This window comes from Klebsiella sp. F11, from assembly GCF_056712265.1.
This window is the reverse complement of sequence record NZ_CM160060.1, coordinates 4127920-4142903: the sequence shown is the minus strand read 5'-3', so window position 1 is coordinate 4142903 and position 14984 is coordinate 4127920. Positions and strand designations below refer to the sequence as shown.

Sequence of the window (14984 nt, the reverse complement as noted above, 5' to 3'; positions counted from 1 at the left end):
ATCATCCCTAATCATTGATATTTAAATAATTGAAATTTAATTATTATTTATTAATAAGCGGCGCAAGCAACGCTCCGTTTGCGTCTTCCTCCAGGCCTATTTTGCATAAAAAAAGACAGCGTAAACGGCAGAAGAGAATAGCCCTGATAATTGATAGTTTTTGCCGCCGCTATATTCGCGAACCATTTTACGCCCCGAGCGGTCCTTGCGCCGCAGCCGACGGATGCTGGATGCCTGCGGCACGCTCATTTATGATAGCCTGCGTCATATTACGCTTATCGCAGGAAATGCAGCCCCTATGTCAATTCAGAAAATTGCTCGTCTGGCGGGCGTCTCGGTGGCGACGGTATCGCGCGTGCTCAACAACAGCGAGACCGTTAAAGAGAAAAACCGCGAGCGCGTGCTGCAGGCAATTGCGGAAAGTAACTATCAGCCCAATCTGCTGGCCCGCCAGCTGCGCACCGCCCGCAGCTACATGATCCTGGTGATGGTCTCAAATATCGCCAATCCCTTTTGCGCCGAGGTGGTGAAGGGGATCGAAAAGGAGGCGGAAAAGCACGGTTATCGTATTTTACTCTGCCACTCCGGCTCCGATTTGGCGCGCTCGACCTCCGGGCTGCGGCTGCTCTCCGGGAAAATGGTCGATGGCGTGATTACGATGAACGCGCTCGCCAGCCTGCCGGAGCTGACCACGCTTATCGGCGACGCGCCCTGGGTGCAGTGCGCCGAATACGCCGATGCCGGCAACGTCTCCTGCGTGGGGATTAACGATCTTGACGCCTCGCAGGGGGCGGTGCTGCGCCTGGCGCAGAGCGGCCGTCAGCGTATCGCCCTGATTAACCACGACCTGAGCTATCGCTACGCCCGCCTGCGCGAGCGCGGCTACAAAAGCGTGCTGCACGTGCAGGATCTCAGCTACCAGCAGGTGGCCTACGCCAGCGATCTCAGCGCGGCGGCCGGCAAAGCGGCGATGGAAACCCTACTGGCGGCGAAAGAGCGGCCCGACGCGGTTTTCGCGGTGGCGGATTCACTGGCCGCCGGCGCGCTGCGGGCTATTGCTCAGGCCGGGCTGCGGGTGCCGGAAGATATTGCGGTGATTGGTTTTGATGGCACCGAGCTTGCGGAGATGGTCTCGCCGCAGCTGACCACCGTTGAGCAGCCGTCGCGCGATATTGGCCGCACGGCGGTGACTCTGCTGCTGAAGAAAATCGATAACCCGACGGCGCAGGCCGAGCGGGTGATGATGGACTGGCGCGTGATTACCCGCGCCAGTACCTGAGGTCAGGCGCCGATGCTCCCGGCCAGCGAGCGAATGTCGTTGCCGGTGGGCGACTGGTGAATGCGCAGGCCAAACTCGTCGACCACGGCGAAGATATGGTCGAAAATATCGGCCTGAATGCTCTCATACTCCGCCCACACCACGGTGCTGGTGAAGCAGTAGATCTCTATCGGCAGGCCATTGGCGTCCGGGGCCAGCTGGCGCACCATCATCGTCATATCCTTACGCAGCCGCGGATGATTGCGTAGATACTCCTGCAAATAGGCGCGGAAGGTGCCGATATTGGTCATCTTGCGCAGGTTGAGCACCGAGAGGTCGGCGGCATTTTGCTGATTCCACAGGCTGATCTCCTCGTGCCGCGAGTTCATATAGGGTTTCAGCAGCTTCGCCTGAATTAATCGCTGCTGCTCCTGCTCATCGAGAAAATGGATGCTGGTGGTGTCAATATTCAGGCTGCGCTTAATTCGGCGGCCGCCGGAAGCCGACATGCCGCTCCAGTTCTTAAAGGAGTCAGAAACCAGCGACCAGGTCGGCACGGTGGTGATGGTGTTATCCCAGTTGCGGACTTTTACCGTCGTCAGGCCGATATCGATAACCGCGCCGTCGGCGCCATATTTCGGCATCTCCAGCCAGTCGCCGAGCTTGAGCATATCGTTGGCGGAGAGCTGGATACCGGCAACCAGGCCGAGAATCGGGTCCTTAAACACCAGCATCAGCACCGCGGCCATGGCGCCAAGGCCGCTAATCAGAATAGCCGGCGACTGGCCAATCAGCAGCGAAATCACCAGAATCCCGATAATAATGGCGCTGACCAGCTTAATGCCCTGGAATATACCCTTCAGCGGCAGCTGCGACGCGGTGGCGAATTTCTGCGAGAGGTTGAAGACCACGTCCAGCAGCGAAAAGAAGGACAGCAGGGCATATATCATCACCCACAGCTGAGCGCCGGTGGTTAATATCCCGGCGGCTTCGCTGCCTTTTTGCAGCCACAGCACCGCCTGCACGTTGACGATAATCCCCTGCAGGGTAAAGGCCAGCCGGTGAAACAGCTTGTTCTGGGTAATGATCTGCAGCCACAGATGGCTACTGGCCTGCGCGCGCTTTTCGAAGGTCCGCAGTACCACCTTGTGCAATATTAAATGGACAACAATGGCGGTCAGAAAAATAATGCCGAAGATAATAATGAGCGAGGTCGTAGGGGTAATTTTGATGCCTGCTGCGGCGATTTGCGATATTAATTCCTGCATAACGTCTCCTTTACATCCAGCGGTTATGATGACCGCTGGATGTCTATTATGCAAATCTCCACCGCGCGCCGGTGAATTATGAGGCGGCGGCCAGCGAGCGAATATTCAGATGATGGCGCAGGCGCAGGGCGATGGCGCCGAGTAGCAGCATCATCACCACCTCAACCGCCAGAAAGTCGATCAGCGCCAGCGCGTAGTCGCCGCCGCTGCGCCGGGCGAGGGCTAAAAACAGCGAACCGAGCAGCGCCGGGCCTAATCCCAGCGAGGCCTGCTGCAGGGTGCTGAGGATCGCGCTGCCGGCCCCGGCGTCGCTGGCGCTAATGTCGCGCATCCCGATACGGTAAAAGCTGTTGACGATCAGCGCCTGGCCGTAGCCGACCAGCGCGGTAGCGGGCACCAGCGCCAGGGTCGAGGTGCGGATGCCGAAGTGATAAAAGGTCGCCATCAGCAGCAGCAGGCCGATAATCTGCACCGTCAGGCCGATCAGCAAAATGCGGCCCATGCTGTAGCGGGCAATCAGCTTTGGCGCGTACAGCGCGGAGACGAAATAGGCCACCCCAAGGGCGATAAAGCTGTTACCCGACTGCCACGGGGCCATGCCCATTCCGGCCTGCATGGTCAGCGCCATGCAGAACATAAACCCGGACCAGGCGCTGAAAAACAGCAGGGCGGTGGCCATGCCGAAGCGAATGCTGGTGAGCCTGAGCAGGCGCGGAGGCAGCAGCGGCTGCTCGCCGCGGCGCTGTTTGCGCAGCGCGCTTACGCGCATCCATGCCAGCAGCGGCAGCACCGCCGCCAGCATCAGCTGCAGCGTCCACGGCCAGTGCAGCTCCGGTCCCAGCGCCATCGGGAACAGCAGGCAGCAGAGGATCAGCGCCAGGCTGAAGGTGCCCTGCCAGTCAATTGTCGAGTGGCCTTCGCGGCGAGTTTCCGGTACGTAACGCTGGCTAAAGGCCAGCACCAGCAGGCAGATCGGCACGTTGATAAAGAAGGCGTTGCGCCAGCCCAGCCCGGCAATATCCGCCGACACCAGCCAGCCGCCGCCCATCTGGCCGACGATAAACGCAATGCCGCCGATGCCGCCGTAGAGGCTGATGGCGCGCGCGTGGGCGCTGCCTTTCAGGGTGACGTGCAGGGTGGCGAGGATCTGCGGGACGATCAGCGCCGCCCCGGCGCCCTGCAGCGTGCGGGCCGCCAGCAGTTCGCCGATGGAGCTGGCCATCCCGCAAAGCAGAGAAGCGACGCCAAATAGTGTCACGCCCCACATAAACAGGCGCCGGCGGCCGTAGTTATCGCCGAGCTTGCTGCCCATCGCCAGGCACACGGCAAAGGCGACGCCGTAGAGCGCGACGATCAGCTCCAACTGGGTGGCGCTGGCGTCCAGCGAGCGGGTAATTGAATCCAGCGCGACGTTGGTGATTGAGGTATCGATCAGCGGCAGCATCTGACCGGTTAACAGCAGGAATAAACCGGCGCGGCCGGGTGAAACAGCAGACGAATTCATTGGATCTCTCCATTGCGTCATTCAGCGGATGGACGTAGCATCAACGATAAATTAAACGGGTACCAGTTCCTGCTTATACTGGTATTAGCACTACCATGCTGGAGGTCATATGACCGTAATGCCGCAACGCGCGCCGCTGCCGGTCGCGCCCGACGATAGCCGCAAGCAGCTGGGCGCCTTTCTGCGCGCCCGCCGTGAGAGCCTCGATCCGCAGCGTCTCGGCCTGCCGCGCGTCGGGCGGCGGCGAACGCCCGGCCTGCGCCGCGAAGAGGTGGCGATGCTCGCCGACGTTGGCGTCACCTGGTACACCTGGCTGGAGCAGGGGCGGGACGTAAATCCCTCGGAGTCGGTGCTGGCCGCGGTGGCCAACGCGCTGCAGTGCAGCCCGCTGGAGACCCGACACCTGTTTGTGCTGGCGGGAGTGACGCCTCCGGAAGCCGCCCAGGTGCCGGTATGCGAAGGGATCGGCCCCGGCACCCGGCGGATGCTCGATAGCCTGATGCCGCAGCCGGCCAGCATCCAGAAGCCGAACTTTGATATCGTGGCGTGGAACGAGAGCTTTTGCCGGCTGATGGGCCTCGATTTTGCCACCCTCCCCGAGGAGGATCGCAACTGTATCTACCTCTATCTGACCAACGAAACCTGGCGCAGCCGAATTGAAAACCGCGACGTGCTGCCGACCTTTGTCTCCTATTTTCGCGCGGCAATGGCCGAGCACCGGGGCGATCCGCTGTGGGAAAATAAGCTGGCGCGCTTTTTCGCCGCCTCGGCGGAGTTTGAGGCGCTGTGGCACCAGCGCTACGAGGTGCGCGGCGTGGAAAACCAGGTGAAAAACTTCAACCACCCGCAGCTGGGGCGCTTCAGCCTGCAGCAGATGTACTGGTACTCGGCGCCGCGTAACGGTTCGCGGCTGCTGGTCTATCTGCCGACAGACGAGGCCGGCGAGCGGGCGCTGGCGTGGCTCGATAACCAGGGCTAAGAGGGCGTCGATTCTGACGCCGGGATATCCATGAACCGGTTTCGCGTCGTCGCCGTTGCGTCCCGGCATGCTGCGGCGCGCTTTCCGTGTCATACTTACGCGATATTGCCGTAGGGATATGACCATCAATGAAAGTGACGCGCAGGCAGGAAAAGATTATCCGCGAGGCCCTGAGCCGCTGGCAGCAAGATCGCGTTATCGATGAACGGATGCAGCAGCATTTAAACGCGCATTTAGTTCGTTCTCCCTTCGACTGGCAGCGCCTGAGCCGCTATGCCTTCTGGACGGCGCTGGCCTGTCTGCTTATTGCCCTGGGCAGCCTGTTCGCCGATAGCCAGCTGGTTGAGCGGCTGGTGGGCCTGTTCAGCGACTCGGCGCTGGCGCGCATTGTCATGCCGGCGGTGGTTGCCCTGGCGTGTTACGCCTGGGGCTTTCGCCGTCAGCGGCGCGAGGCGCAGTGGCACTACAGCACCGAGGCGATTCTGTTTACCGGCGTCGTGTTTACCGCGCTGACGCTCTGGCAGCTCGGCGTGCGGCTGGATGACGGCAGCGGCCATATCGCCCCGCTGTTCCTCGTCGGTTGTGCGATTTACGGCGCCATTGGCTACGTTGGCCGATCCGGGCTGGTATGGCTGTTTTTCCTGCTGGCGCTCGGCAACTGGTTCGGGGCGGAAACCGGCTATGTATCAGGATGGGGCGCCTACTGGCTGGGGATGAGCTACCCGATTCGCTTCGTGCTGTTTGGCGGCGCGCTGCTGGCGCTCTGTTTTGTGCTGCAAACGCGGTTGCGCCAGCGCCGGCTGTTTACCGTCAGCAAAGCGATGGGCCTGACCTATCTGTTTATTGCGCTCTGGATCCTGTCGATTTTCGGCAATCACGATCTGGAAAGCTGGTACGGCCTTTCGCCGACGCGGCTGCTGCCGTGGGCGCTGCTGTTTGGCGCAGCGGCTGGGGTCTGTATCTATATCAGCCTGAAAACCGATGACGGCATGCTGCGCGGTTTCGGCCTGACCTTCTTCGCTCTTAACCTCTATACCCGCTTTTTCGAGTACTTCTGGGGGAGCATGCACAAGGTGGCGTTCTTCCTGATTCTGGCGGTATCGCTGGCCGCGCTTGGCCGCTACGCGGAAAGAATCTGGCACGCCGGCGAGCGGCGTGCCGGGGGAGATTAAATCTCGGTGATGGTGGTCGCCTGCGGCAGGCGCGATTTCGGCAGCGCGGCGTTGAAGTCTTCGACGCTGTGGTGGCCAACCGGCACCACCACCAGGCTGGTGTAGCCCTGCGCTTTGAGGTCAAATTCCGCATCCAGAATCGCCAGGTCGACGCCTTCGATCGGCACCGCATCGAGGCCCATTGCGGCAACGCCGAGCAGGAAGTTGCCGACGTTCAGATAGACCTGTTTGCCCATCCAGTGGTTGGCGTCGTTTAGATCTTTGCGGTGCATATCGGCAAAGAAGGTGCGGCCCTTATGGTTACCCGCTTTGGCTTCCGGCGTCGCGAAACGGCCGTCGGCCTCCTCCTGGTCAACCACGCGCTCCAGCCAGGCATCGTCCAGCTCGGTTTTTGCGCAGAAAACCACCACGTGAGAAGCATCGAGAATTTTACGCTCGTTGAACACGTAGGTGCCGCTGGCCGCCTTCGCCACCCGCGCCTTGCCTGCGTCAGTGCTGGCAACGATAAAGTGCCACGGCTGGGAATTGGTGCTCGACGGGCTGAACTGCAGCAGCGTTTTCAGGTTTTCCGCCTGTTCTGCCGTCAGTTTTTTGCTGGCATCAAATGCCTTGGTGGAGTGGCGCTTTAGGGCGACAGAAACGATATCCATAACTCTTCCTCAGGTTTAATCTCAAGATAATTTGAGTTTACAGCCCCTTACGGAGCGTTCAGTGAGAGAAGAGTACAGCGATGTCGGGGAAATGATAAGAGACAAAAATGCGATAACACTTATCGCGCTGCGCTGAAAATCACGCCGGGCGCAGCCGCTGCTGGACTTTTTTCGGCAGCTTGTTCACCACCTGGTTCCACGAATCGTCAATCAGCTCCGCCAGCAGATCTTCGCTAACGTCGGCGCCGGGAACCACGGTAATCCAGTGCCTCTTGTTCATGTGGTAGCCGGGCTCGATGCTGCGATAAATCTCCTGATTCAGCAGCGATTTTTGCGGCTCGGCCTTGAGGTTCACCAGCGCCCGGCCGCGAATATTCATGGTTAGCATAAAAATGCGTCCGCCCACTTTAAACACATCGTACTCCGGGCCGAACGGCCAGCAGTGCTCGGTAAAGGGGTAGGCCAGCGCGATGCGGTGGGCGCTGGCGTGCAGCGACGCGGGGGTCATCAGGCGGCGTCCTCGTGCAGCGCCTGCCACATGGCCTCAAACCCGAGCGCGATAAGCTCCCGAGCGCGCTGCGGGTCGTGGCTGGCAAATTCGATGGTCGTTTCCGCCAGCGACAGAAACAGCGCGTCGCAGAAGGCGCGATAGGCATCGCTCTGGAAGATGGCCTTGATCGACAGCTGGCACATCTCGTTGAGTTCGGGGAACATCTCTTTAACGCGGGTGCGCGTTTCGTCGGTGATCCTTTCGCTGAGCGCCATCCGACGGATGGCCTTGTTCTCCATCGGGTGGCGAATGCCCCAATCGATATAGCCGTTCCAGATGTTGCGCGCGTTCTCTTTTGGCCGCTTCTCGTTCGGCGTCAGCCCGGCCACCATCGAGGCAACCAGACCCGTTTTGATAGAGAGGTACAGCTCGTTGAGCAGATCGTCTTTAGTGGCGAAATAGCGGAACAGCGTCCCCTCGGCAACCCCCGCGCTGCGGGCTATGGCCGACGTTGAGGCGGCAATACCTGACTGGGCGAAGGCGGCGGTTGCGGCCTCCAGTAACGCCTGCTTTTTATCTTCACTCTTAGGACGAGCCACTGCATTTTACCTCGCGCGGATTTAAACCTTGATCTAAGCATGCCTGGCCATGGCACTGCAACGGTGTATGTCAAAAATTGAAAATCGTCTTGACGACTTTCGTCTTCTTCCTAATAATGAGTGCTTACTCACTCATAATCAAGTCTTATAGCAAAACCTTTGGGTCAGTCAGAGGGTTTCGCCTGGTCCGAATATGAATCCTGTCATCGTCAGCGTGGTCGCCATCATGTTATTAGCCTCAGCAACAGCTTTACCGTTTGTGTTAAATGCCGGGTTTGGTAAGGCGCCACAGGGCGCACAGCTTAGCCTCGTTGAACAGTCGCCGCACTATCATGACGGCCAGTTTCACAACCAGCTGCCCACGCCGAGCTTTACCGGGCAGAAAAATATGCTGGCCGCGATGTGGGATTTTCTGGTGACCAAACGCGAAAACGCCAGGCCGCAGCAGCCGCTGCCGCTGGTCAACACCGATCTTGCCGGCCTGCCGGCGGGGGAGGACACGATGGTGTGGCTAGGCCACTCCTCCTGGTTTTTGCAGCTGGCGGGCAAACGCATCCTGATTGACCCGGTCTTCAGCAGCTACGCCGCGCCGTTTTCGTTTATCAATAAAGCCTTCCCCGGCGACTATCCGTGGCGCGCCGAGCAGATGCCGGAAATCGATCTGCTGATTATCTCGCACGACCACTACGACCATCTCGATTACGCCACCATCAGAGCGCTGATGCCGAAAATTAAGCGCGTGGTCACGCCGCTGGGCGTCGGCTCGCACCTGCGCTACTGGGGAATGGATGGGGCGATTATCAGCGAGGCGGACTGGAACGAATCGGTGAAGGTCAGCGATGAGCTCACCGTGCACGTCCTGCCGGCTCGCCACTTCTCCGGGCGCGGCCTCAAGCGCAACCAGACGCTGTGGGCCAGCTTTATGCTGGTGACGCCGCAGCAGAAAATTTACTACAGCGGCGATAGCGGCTATGGCCCGCATTTCAAGGCCATCGGCGAGCGGTTCGGCGGGGTAGATCTGGCGATTATGGAAAACGGCCAGTACGACCAGGACTGGAAATATATTCATATGATGCCGGATGAGACGGCGCAGGCCGCCGACGATATCGGCGCTCGCGCGGTTTTACCGGGACATGCCGGGCGTTTCGTGCTGGCCAGACACAGCTGGGACGACCCCTATAAACGGCTGGCTGCGGCCAGCGAAAAACGGGCATGGCGTTTGCTGACGCCCATGCTTGGCGAACCGGTTTGGGTCGCCGATAAGACACAATCATTTAATGCCTGGTGGCGCTAATCGCCAGTGTGGTTCAAGAGGAGAGAGGACTTATGACTATTTCCGCTCAGGTGATTGAGACTATCGTTGAGTGGATTGATGACAATTTGCATCAGCCGCTGCGTATTGACGATATTGCTCGCCACTCCGGTTACTCAAAATGGCATCTGCAACGACTCTTTTTACAGTACAAAGGGGAGAGTCTGGGGCGCTATATCCGCGAGCGTAAGCTGCGGCTGGCGGCGCGCGATCTGCGCGATACCGACCAGCGGGTTTACGATATCTGCCTGAAATACGGCTTTGATTCGCAGCAGACCTTTACCCGCATCTTTACCCGGACGTTTAACCAGCCGCCGGGCGCCTACCGCAAAGAAAACCACCACCGCGCCCATTGAGACGCCTCCGCCGGGGGAGACCGGCGGAGGCTTTTCTTACCAGGCGTAGTTCACCGTCGCCGTTACCGTCCTGCCAATACCGTAGAAACAGGCGCTATCGCTGGCGCACGATGCGACGTATTTGGTATCGGCGATATTATTCACGTTGAACTGCACCTTCGCCCCCTGCAGGCGCGGGCTCAGCTCGCCTAACTCATAGCTCACCATTGCGTCATACAGGTCCACCGCCGGCACCTTGAAGGTGTTTTTGGCGTCACCGTAGCTGGTGCCGATATAGCGCATGCCGACCCCGGCGGTCAGGCTTTTCAGCGCGCCGCCGGGCAGGGTGTAGCTGGTGAAGGCCGACGCCATATGCGTCGGGATGCGCGCCGGCGTTTTCCCCTCGGTGCCCGCCACGGTGGTGCTGACGGTTTCGGCGTCGGTCCAGGTGTAGGAGGCGATCAGGTTCAGGTTGTCGAACACCGTGGCGTGCGCCTCGGCCTCAACCCCTTTCGAACGCACTTTGCCGCTGTTCTCAAACCATCCCGCCGCGCTGTTGTAGGTGGCGACGTTGCTTTGGGTCAGGTCGTACACCGCCAGGGTCATTAGCGCATTCGGGTTTGGCTGATACTTCAGGCCCGCCTCCAGCTGTTTGCCCACGCTAGGGTCGAACGGCCCAACGCCCGGCGCCCGGTTGGTCTGCAGGTTAGGTTCAAAGGAGGTGCTGTAGCTGATGTACGGAGAGAGGCCGAAATCAAAGGCGTACAGCAGGCCGGTGCGCCAGGTGAACTTGCTGTCGTTTTTCTGGCTGCTGCCGGCGTTGGTAAAGTCGGTGGCCCGCACCTCCGCCCAGTCGTAGCGTCCGGAAAGCAGCAGCTCCCAGTTCTCCCAGCTCAGCTGATCCTGCAGATAGACGCCCATCTGATCGAGATTCTGCTGCTCGTCGCTGGCGGTGCTGAAGGTGCTTTCGTCGACGTCAACCCCGTACGCCGGATGGCGCCAGTCGATATCGTACTGCGACCCGCCGGCGCGGCCGAGGTACTGCTTATCCTTGCTGGTCTTATAGTCCAGCCCGCCGATGGCGGTATGCGTCAGCTGGCCGCTGGTGAACTGCGCCTCGAGCTGGTTATCGATGCCGAACTCGTCGGTCTGACGCTCCTCGCGCTGGGCGCGGCGCGACAGCACCGAGCTGTTGGCGTCGCTGGTGGTGTAGACCAGATAGCGATACTTCTGCTTGATGGTGGCGTAGCGCGCGTTCTGGCGCAGGGTGAGGGCGTCGTTAAGCTGATGTTCAAACTCATAGCCGATCATCGTTTGCTCGCGCCACGACTGGTTATAGTTAGGGTCGCTGACGTTAAAGTCGCGCGGAATATAGCTGCCGTCGACGCTGCTGACGGTGCCGTAGCGCGGGAGGAAGTTGCGGTAGCCGGCATCGGGATCTTTTTGGTAGCTGGTGAGCAGCGTGAAGCGGGTGGCCTGGTTGGGATACCAGGTCAGCGCCGGCGCAATCGCCATCCGCGTCTCTTTATAGTCGTCGACCTGATTATTCTGGCTGCGGGCGATGCCGTTCAGGCGATACAGCAGGCTGCCGTCATCGCTCAGCGGGCCGCCAAAGTCGAAGGCCCCTTCCGCCAGATGGTTGTTGCCTGTACGGAACTGCACTTCGTGCAGCGGCTGGGCGGTGGGGCGCTTGCTGGTCATGCTGATAAGCCCCCCGGGATTGACCTGGCCAAACAGCACCGAAGCCGGGCCGCGCACCAGCTCCACGCGCTCCAGCAGCCACGGGTCAAAGGTGCCGGTTTGCGAGGAGGCGGTAGCGCCGTAGCTCAGTCCGTCGAGATACTTCGGCACGTAGCTGAAGCCGCGCACGAAGACTTCGTCATTGCGGTTGGAGGATCCGCGATACTCGGTAAAGACGCCGGCGCTGTAGCGCAGCGCCTGGGAGACCGAGGTGACGTCGAGGGCCTTCATCTGATCCCGGGTAACCACCGAGACCGACTGCGGCGTTTTGATAAGCTCGGCGGCGGTTTTGGTGGCCGACAGCGTTTTTGTCGCCACGATGCCCTTCAGCGGCGCGGTGGGATCTTCGCCGCCGCCCGCCGTTACCACCAGCGTCTCCTCCGCCGCCCGCGCCTGCCCCGCGCAGGAAGCCAGCGCCAGACCCGCGACCCAGATTTTTGATATATTATTATTTTTAAACATATTTTTAGCTATGTCCTTGGTTTTAATTGCCATCGAAAGCCGTTTTCCGCGAAGGGAAAATCTAACGGTTATCACCAACCGCCCAGATGTTATTGCAAATCATTCCTATTTGCATTAGCGTTGGCAACAAATTCTTACAGGAATAATCGGGCAATGAAGATGGCATGGAGTGGTCTGCTGGTGGGGATGAGCGCGCTACCGGCGGCGGCAATGAACTGCGAGTCCCGCTCGCTGCAGGGAGAGCTGCAGGGCAAGTTCGATGCCAGCGGCGAGGTCTGTTTTGACCTGCCGACGTTGGGGGAAAACTACGTCGCCGCGACCCTTTCCGGGGTGACGGACGCCCGCCTGCTGGATGAGCACAACCGCCGCCTGCGCACGCTGCTGGCGGGTGGGCCGGCGGACGGCGAGCAGACGCTGCTGTTTTCTCTGCCGGTCAACCGTCCTTCGGCGCTGGTGCTGCACGGCGAAGAGGGCACCCGCTGGCGCTTTCAGTGGCGGATGAAGGAGACCATCGCGCTGGTAAAAAGCCAGCCTCTGGACCCCGTTAGCCCGCGTCTGCAGCTGCTGATGCGGGAGCTGGCGGCCGGCGGCTCAACGGCCGCCTTCTGGCAGGAGCGCGAGCAGGAGGGGACGCCGATGGTTGAGGCGCTGGACGCGAGCCATAAGCGCGTCACCTTCCTGTGGCGCGGGGCGAGCCGCAACGTGTTTATCCTCGGATCGCCGGCGGGCGATCACGATCCGCTGTTTCGTCTCGGCAGCTCCGACGTCTGGTTCCGCAGCTACGTGGTCCCGGCGGACACGCTGATGCAGTACAAGCTGGCGCCGGACGTACCGGTGATTGACGGCAGCGCGCGCGACCAGCGGCGGGCGATTCTGGTCAGCGCCCAGGCCGATCCGCTGAATCCGCACAGCGTCAACGCCGCCAGCGATCGCTGGAACCGCTATTCGCTGCTGGCCCTCAACCCGGCGCGTTTCTGCACCCCGCAGCGGATGGCGCAGCCGCTGCGCTACGGCACTCTGACCCGCCATCAGCTCTACAGCGACTTTTTGCAAAATAGCCGGGAGGTGTCGATCTATCGCCCGCGCCTGCCGCAGCCGGCGCGCTGGACCCTGATGCTGTTCGATGGCAAAACCTACCAGGATGAGTACCGCTTCGCCAACGTCCTCGATAGCCTGATCGCCAGCCACGCGCTGCCGCCGGTGAACGTGGTGTTTATCGATAGCCTCGATCATCCGCGGCGGGCCAAAGAGCTGCCGCCCAACCCCTTCTTCGCCGACTTTATGGCCCACGAGCTGCTACCGTGGCTGCGCCAGCAGGGGCTGAACCCGACGCGGCAAAAAACCGTGGTCGCCGGTTCGAGCTACGGCGGCCTGGCCGCTTCGTGGGTGGCGCTGCGCTACCCGCGCCAGTTTGCCAACGTGCTCAGCCTGTCGGGGTCGTACTGGTGGGCGCCGAAGGGGGAGGAGGCGAGCTGGCTGACGCGGCAGTATCAGCAGTCGCCGCGCTATCCGGTGCGCTTCTGGCTGCAGGCGGGGAGGTTTGAGACCGCGGGCCCCGACGGCGGGATTTATGCCAATACGCAGGAGTTTGAGCGGGTACTGCGCGACAAAGGCTATCGCGTCAGCTTCCACCCCTCCTCCAGCGGCCACGATTATGCCGCGTGGTGTGAGGCGCTGGTGGCGGGGATGCGCGACTTAACCGGACTAACGCTCAAGGGAAAACCAGCGGCGCCAGACCCAGCGCAGCACCACGTATTCAATCGCGCCCAGCGCTAAAAACCACAGGCAAAACAGCAGGGTGTAGAGCTGGTTGAGATCGAGCAGGTGAAAGGTCGCAACCAGCTTCTGCGCCAGCGTCAGCCCAAGGGAGGGGGCCGGCAGCAGCAGGCAGGAGAGCAGCGCCAGCAGCAGGATGCCGGCGGCAGAGATCAGCGTTTCAAGCGGATGTTTCATTACTTGGTAATGCCTTCAATCGATAGAAAACCATGATATGCTACTGGTATTTAGGGCTTTCTATGGCTACCGTTACTGTTCATTGTCCTCGTTGCCATTCCGATTCTGTTTATCGCCATGGGCACAGCTGTTCCGGGCACGAGCGCTTTCGTTGCCGGTCATGTCGCCGCGTTTTTCAGCTGGCTTATACCTATGAAGCCAGAAAACCCGGTGTAAAAGAACAGATAGTTGAACTGGCACACAACGGTGCCGGCGTCCGCGATACCGCCAGAGTTCTTAAGGTCGGTATCAATACCGTCATACGGACATTAAAAAGCTCTCGCCGTCCCGGATAACCGCTTCTCCTGTCGCTCATGCCGATGTGGCACTCATCTGCGAGCTTGATGAGCAGTGGGGCTTTGTTGGCAGTAAAGCCCGGCAGCACTGGCTCTGGTATGCTTACAATACCAAAACGGGTGGCGTACTGGCTTATACTTTCGGCCCACGTACCGATGAGACATGTCGGGAACTGTTGGCCCTGTTGACGCCCTTTAGCATCGGCATGATTACCAGCGATAACTGGGGCAGTTATGCCAGAGAGGTGCCGAAGGAGATACATCTGACTGGTAAAATTTTCACACAGCGCATTGAGCGAAACAATCTGACGCTGCGAACCCGTATCAAGCGGCTGGCACGCAAAACAATATGTTTTTCACGTTCCATCGAATTGCACGAAAAGGTCATCGGTGCCTTCATCGAAAAGTACATGTTCTACTGATTGGAGGCATTACCCATTACTTGTTAATCGTCAGTTAAAAAACATATTGTCCGGCAAAATATTATTTAACGCAATATGCTTTCGCCGGCTATTATTCTCGCCTCTTTGTATTATATCTGATGCTCCATTTTTAATATTTCTGTTAATTTAAATCGAGACTTTTGTGATTAAATTAATAACCTGTCAGTGTAAATTAAAGTCATTATTAGATCGTCGCTTTTACAAAACTATAGGTACTGTAGCCCACCAGCGTAGCGATGATGATAGCCAGCAGGATGTATAGCGCCAGGCGGCGTCCGCGATAGATTCCAAACATAATGAGCCTCGTTTAATATAGGTTTATTAATCTTCTGCAATAGTTGCTTTGAGAAACAACTTATCACATTTTTTAAATTTTGCGAGAGATTAAAAGTTATCCTTCGGGTAATTCCTCTTGCCCGTGAAATTATAATCTTTCATTGGCCAGAAATGATTTCAGGCTTTCTGCTTCACGGAATTTATAAGG

General features: G+C 59.4%; 15 protein-coding genes. 7 read left to right on the top strand and 8 right to left on the bottom strand.

The annotated features are described in order from the left end of the window. Positions 1–96 precede the first annotated feature (96 nt). Positions 97–249: a hypothetical protein gene (locus AC1M2H_RS20445; protein WP_480148813.1), complete on the bottom strand. Its 153-nt coding sequence runs from the start codon at positions 247–249 to the stop codon at positions 97–99. Between the two features lie 49 nt (positions 250–298). Between AC1M2H_RS20445 and AC1M2H_RS20440 the strand changes: the two genes are divergently transcribed. Further along, positions 299–1279 carry a LacI family DNA-binding transcriptional regulator gene (locus AC1M2H_RS20440; RefSeq protein ID WP_480148812.1) on the top strand — a complete coding sequence of 327 codons (981 nt, stop codon included), beginning with the start codon at positions 299–301 and terminating at the stop codon, positions 1277–1279. 2 nt (positions 1280–1281) lie between these two features. Here the strand turns inward: AC1M2H_RS20440 and AC1M2H_RS20435 are convergent, their stop codons facing one another. Further along, positions 1282–2526, bottom strand: a complete 1245-nt coding sequence (locus tag AC1M2H_RS20435; protein ID WP_426812765.1) for a mechanosensitive ion channel family protein — start codon at positions 2524–2526, stop codon at positions 1282–1284. Between the two features lie 76 nt (positions 2527–2602). Continuing rightward, entirely contained in the window at positions 2603–4030 is a 1428-nt protein-coding gene (locus AC1M2H_RS20430) for an MFS transporter (protein WP_480148811.1), read from the bottom strand. 109 nt (positions 4031–4139) lie between these two features. Here AC1M2H_RS20430 and AC1M2H_RS20425 point away from each other — a divergent pair, with 109 nt between their 5' ends. Continuing rightward, on the top strand, positions 4140–5009 hold the full coding sequence (locus tag AC1M2H_RS20425; protein ID WP_480148810.1) for a helix-turn-helix transcriptional regulator: 870 nt from the start codon (positions 4140–4142) through the stop codon (positions 5007–5009). A gap of 128 nt (positions 5010–5137) precedes the next feature. Beyond that, positions 5138–6181, top strand: a complete 1044-nt coding sequence (locus AC1M2H_RS20420) for a DUF2157 domain-containing protein (RefSeq protein WP_480148809.1) — start codon at positions 5138–5140, stop codon at positions 6179–6181. On the opposite strand, the gene nfsB is transcribed toward AC1M2H_RS20420, so the two are convergent. The 3 genes from nfsB to AC1M2H_RS20405 all read right to left on the bottom strand — a co-directional run bounded on the left by nfsB (position 6178) and on the right by AC1M2H_RS20405 (position 7920). Further along, positions 6178–6831: an oxygen-insensitive NAD(P)H nitroreductase gene (gene nfsB / locus AC1M2H_RS20415; protein WP_480148808.1), complete on the bottom strand. Its 654-nt coding sequence runs from the start codon at positions 6829–6831 to the stop codon at positions 6178–6180. The two genes, AC1M2H_RS20420 and nfsB, sit on opposite strands and share 4 nt — an antisense overlap. A 139-nt stretch (positions 6832–6970) precedes the next feature. Continuing rightward, entirely contained in the window at positions 6971–7339 is a 369-nt protein-coding gene (locus AC1M2H_RS20410) for an MmcQ/YjbR family DNA-binding protein (protein ID WP_480148807.1), read from the bottom strand. Further along, positions 7339–7920, bottom strand: a complete 582-nt coding sequence (locus AC1M2H_RS20405; RefSeq protein WP_133596679.1) for a TetR/AcrR family transcriptional regulator — start codon at positions 7918–7920, stop codon at positions 7339–7341. Before AC1M2H_RS20405 ends, AC1M2H_RS20410 begins: the two co-directional genes overlap by 1 nt. Positions 7921–8113: 193 nt before the next feature. On the opposite strand from AC1M2H_RS20405, the gene AC1M2H_RS20400 reads away from it, so the two are divergent. Both AC1M2H_RS20400 and AC1M2H_RS20395 read left to right on the top strand, forming a co-directional pair. Continuing rightward, positions 8114–9214 (top strand): MBL fold metallo-hydrolase, encoded by a 1101-nt coding sequence (locus AC1M2H_RS20400; RefSeq protein ID WP_480148806.1) that lies wholly within the window; start codon positions 8114–8116, stop codon positions 9212–9214. 32 nt (positions 9215–9246) lie between these two features. Further along, positions 9247–9588: a RamA family antibiotic efflux transcriptional regulator gene (locus tag AC1M2H_RS20395; RefSeq protein ID WP_480148805.1), complete on the top strand. Its 342-nt coding sequence runs from the start codon at positions 9247–9249 to the stop codon at positions 9586–9588. A 36-nt stretch (positions 9589–9624) separates the two neighbouring features. Here the strand turns inward: AC1M2H_RS20395 and AC1M2H_RS20390 are convergent, their stop codons facing one another. Further along, entirely contained in the window at positions 9625–11769 is a 2145-nt protein-coding gene (locus AC1M2H_RS20390) for a TonB-dependent siderophore receptor (protein WP_480148804.1), read from the bottom strand. 153 nt (positions 11770–11922) lie between these two features. Here AC1M2H_RS20390 and AC1M2H_RS20385 point away from each other — a divergent pair, with 153 nt between their 5' ends. Further along, positions 11923–13545, top strand: coding sequence for an alpha/beta hydrolase-fold protein (locus AC1M2H_RS20385; RefSeq protein ID WP_480148803.1), 1623 nt, complete (start codon positions 11923–11925; stop codon positions 13543–13545). Here AC1M2H_RS20385 and AC1M2H_RS20380 read toward each other — a convergent pair. After that, on the bottom strand, positions 13474–13722 hold the full coding sequence (locus AC1M2H_RS20380) for a DUF1158 domain-containing protein (RefSeq protein WP_480148802.1): 249 nt from the start codon (positions 13720–13722) through the stop codon (positions 13474–13476). The two genes, AC1M2H_RS20385 and AC1M2H_RS20380, sit on opposite strands and share 72 nt — an antisense overlap. Before the next feature lie 62 nt (positions 13723–13784). On the opposite strand from AC1M2H_RS20380, the gene AC1M2H_RS20375 reads away from it, so the two are divergent. After that, a protein-coding gene (locus AC1M2H_RS20375) for an IS1 family transposase (RefSeq protein ID WP_480147781.1) occupies positions 13785–14479 on the top strand; the annotation gives its coding sequence in 2 pieces (ribosomal slippage) (positions 13785–14031 and positions 14031–14479; 696 coding nt in all). Positions 14480–14984: the final 505 nt, after the last annotated feature.

Excerpts from the sequence above, each read along its gene's own strand:
- AC1M2H_RS20440 (WP_480148812.1), top strand. The coding sequence starts at position 299 with ATGTCAATTCAGAAAATTGCTCGTCTGGCGGGCGTCTCGGTGGCGACG.
- AC1M2H_RS20430 (WP_480148811.1), bottom strand. The coding sequence starts at position 4,030 with ATGAATTCGTCTGCTGTTTCACCCGGCCGCGCCGGTTTATTCCTGCTG.
- AC1M2H_RS20445 (WP_480148813.1), bottom strand. The coding sequence starts at position 249 with ATGAGCGTGCCGCAGGCATCCAGCATCCGTCGGCTGCGGCGCAAGGAC.
- AC1M2H_RS20420 (WP_480148809.1), top strand. The coding sequence starts at position 5,138 with ATGAAAGTGACGCGCAGGCAGGAAAAGATTATCCGCGAGGCCCTGAGC.
- AC1M2H_RS20410 (WP_480148807.1), bottom strand. The coding sequence starts at position 7,339 with ATGACCCCCGCGTCGCTGCACGCCAGCGCCCACCGCATCGCGCTGGCC.
- nfsB (WP_480148808.1), bottom strand. The coding sequence starts at position 6,831 with ATGGATATCGTTTCTGTCGCCCTAAAGCGCCACTCCACCAAGGCATTT.
- AC1M2H_RS20435 (WP_426812765.1), bottom strand. The coding sequence starts at position 2,526 with ATGCAGGAATTAATATCGCAAATCGCCGCAGCAGGCATCAAAATTACC.
- AC1M2H_RS20385 (WP_480148803.1), top strand. The coding sequence starts at position 11,923 with ATGAAGATGGCATGGAGTGGTCTGCTGGTGGGGATGAGCGCGCTACCG.
- AC1M2H_RS20400 (WP_480148806.1), top strand. The coding sequence starts at position 8,114 with ATGAATCCTGTCATCGTCAGCGTGGTCGCCATCATGTTATTAGCCTCA.
- AC1M2H_RS20380 (WP_480148802.1), bottom strand. The coding sequence starts at position 13,722 with ATGAAACATCCGCTTGAAACGCTGATCTCTGCCGCCGGCATCCTGCTG.
- AC1M2H_RS20395 (WP_480148805.1), top strand. The coding sequence starts at position 9,247 with ATGACTATTTCCGCTCAGGTGATTGAGACTATCGTTGAGTGGATTGAT.
- AC1M2H_RS20390 (WP_480148804.1), bottom strand. The coding sequence starts at position 11,769 with ATGTTTAAAAATAATAATATATCAAAAATCTGGGTCGCGGGTCTGGCG.
- AC1M2H_RS20425 (WP_480148810.1), top strand. The coding sequence starts at position 4,140 with ATGACCGTAATGCCGCAACGCGCGCCGCTGCCGGTCGCGCCCGACGAT.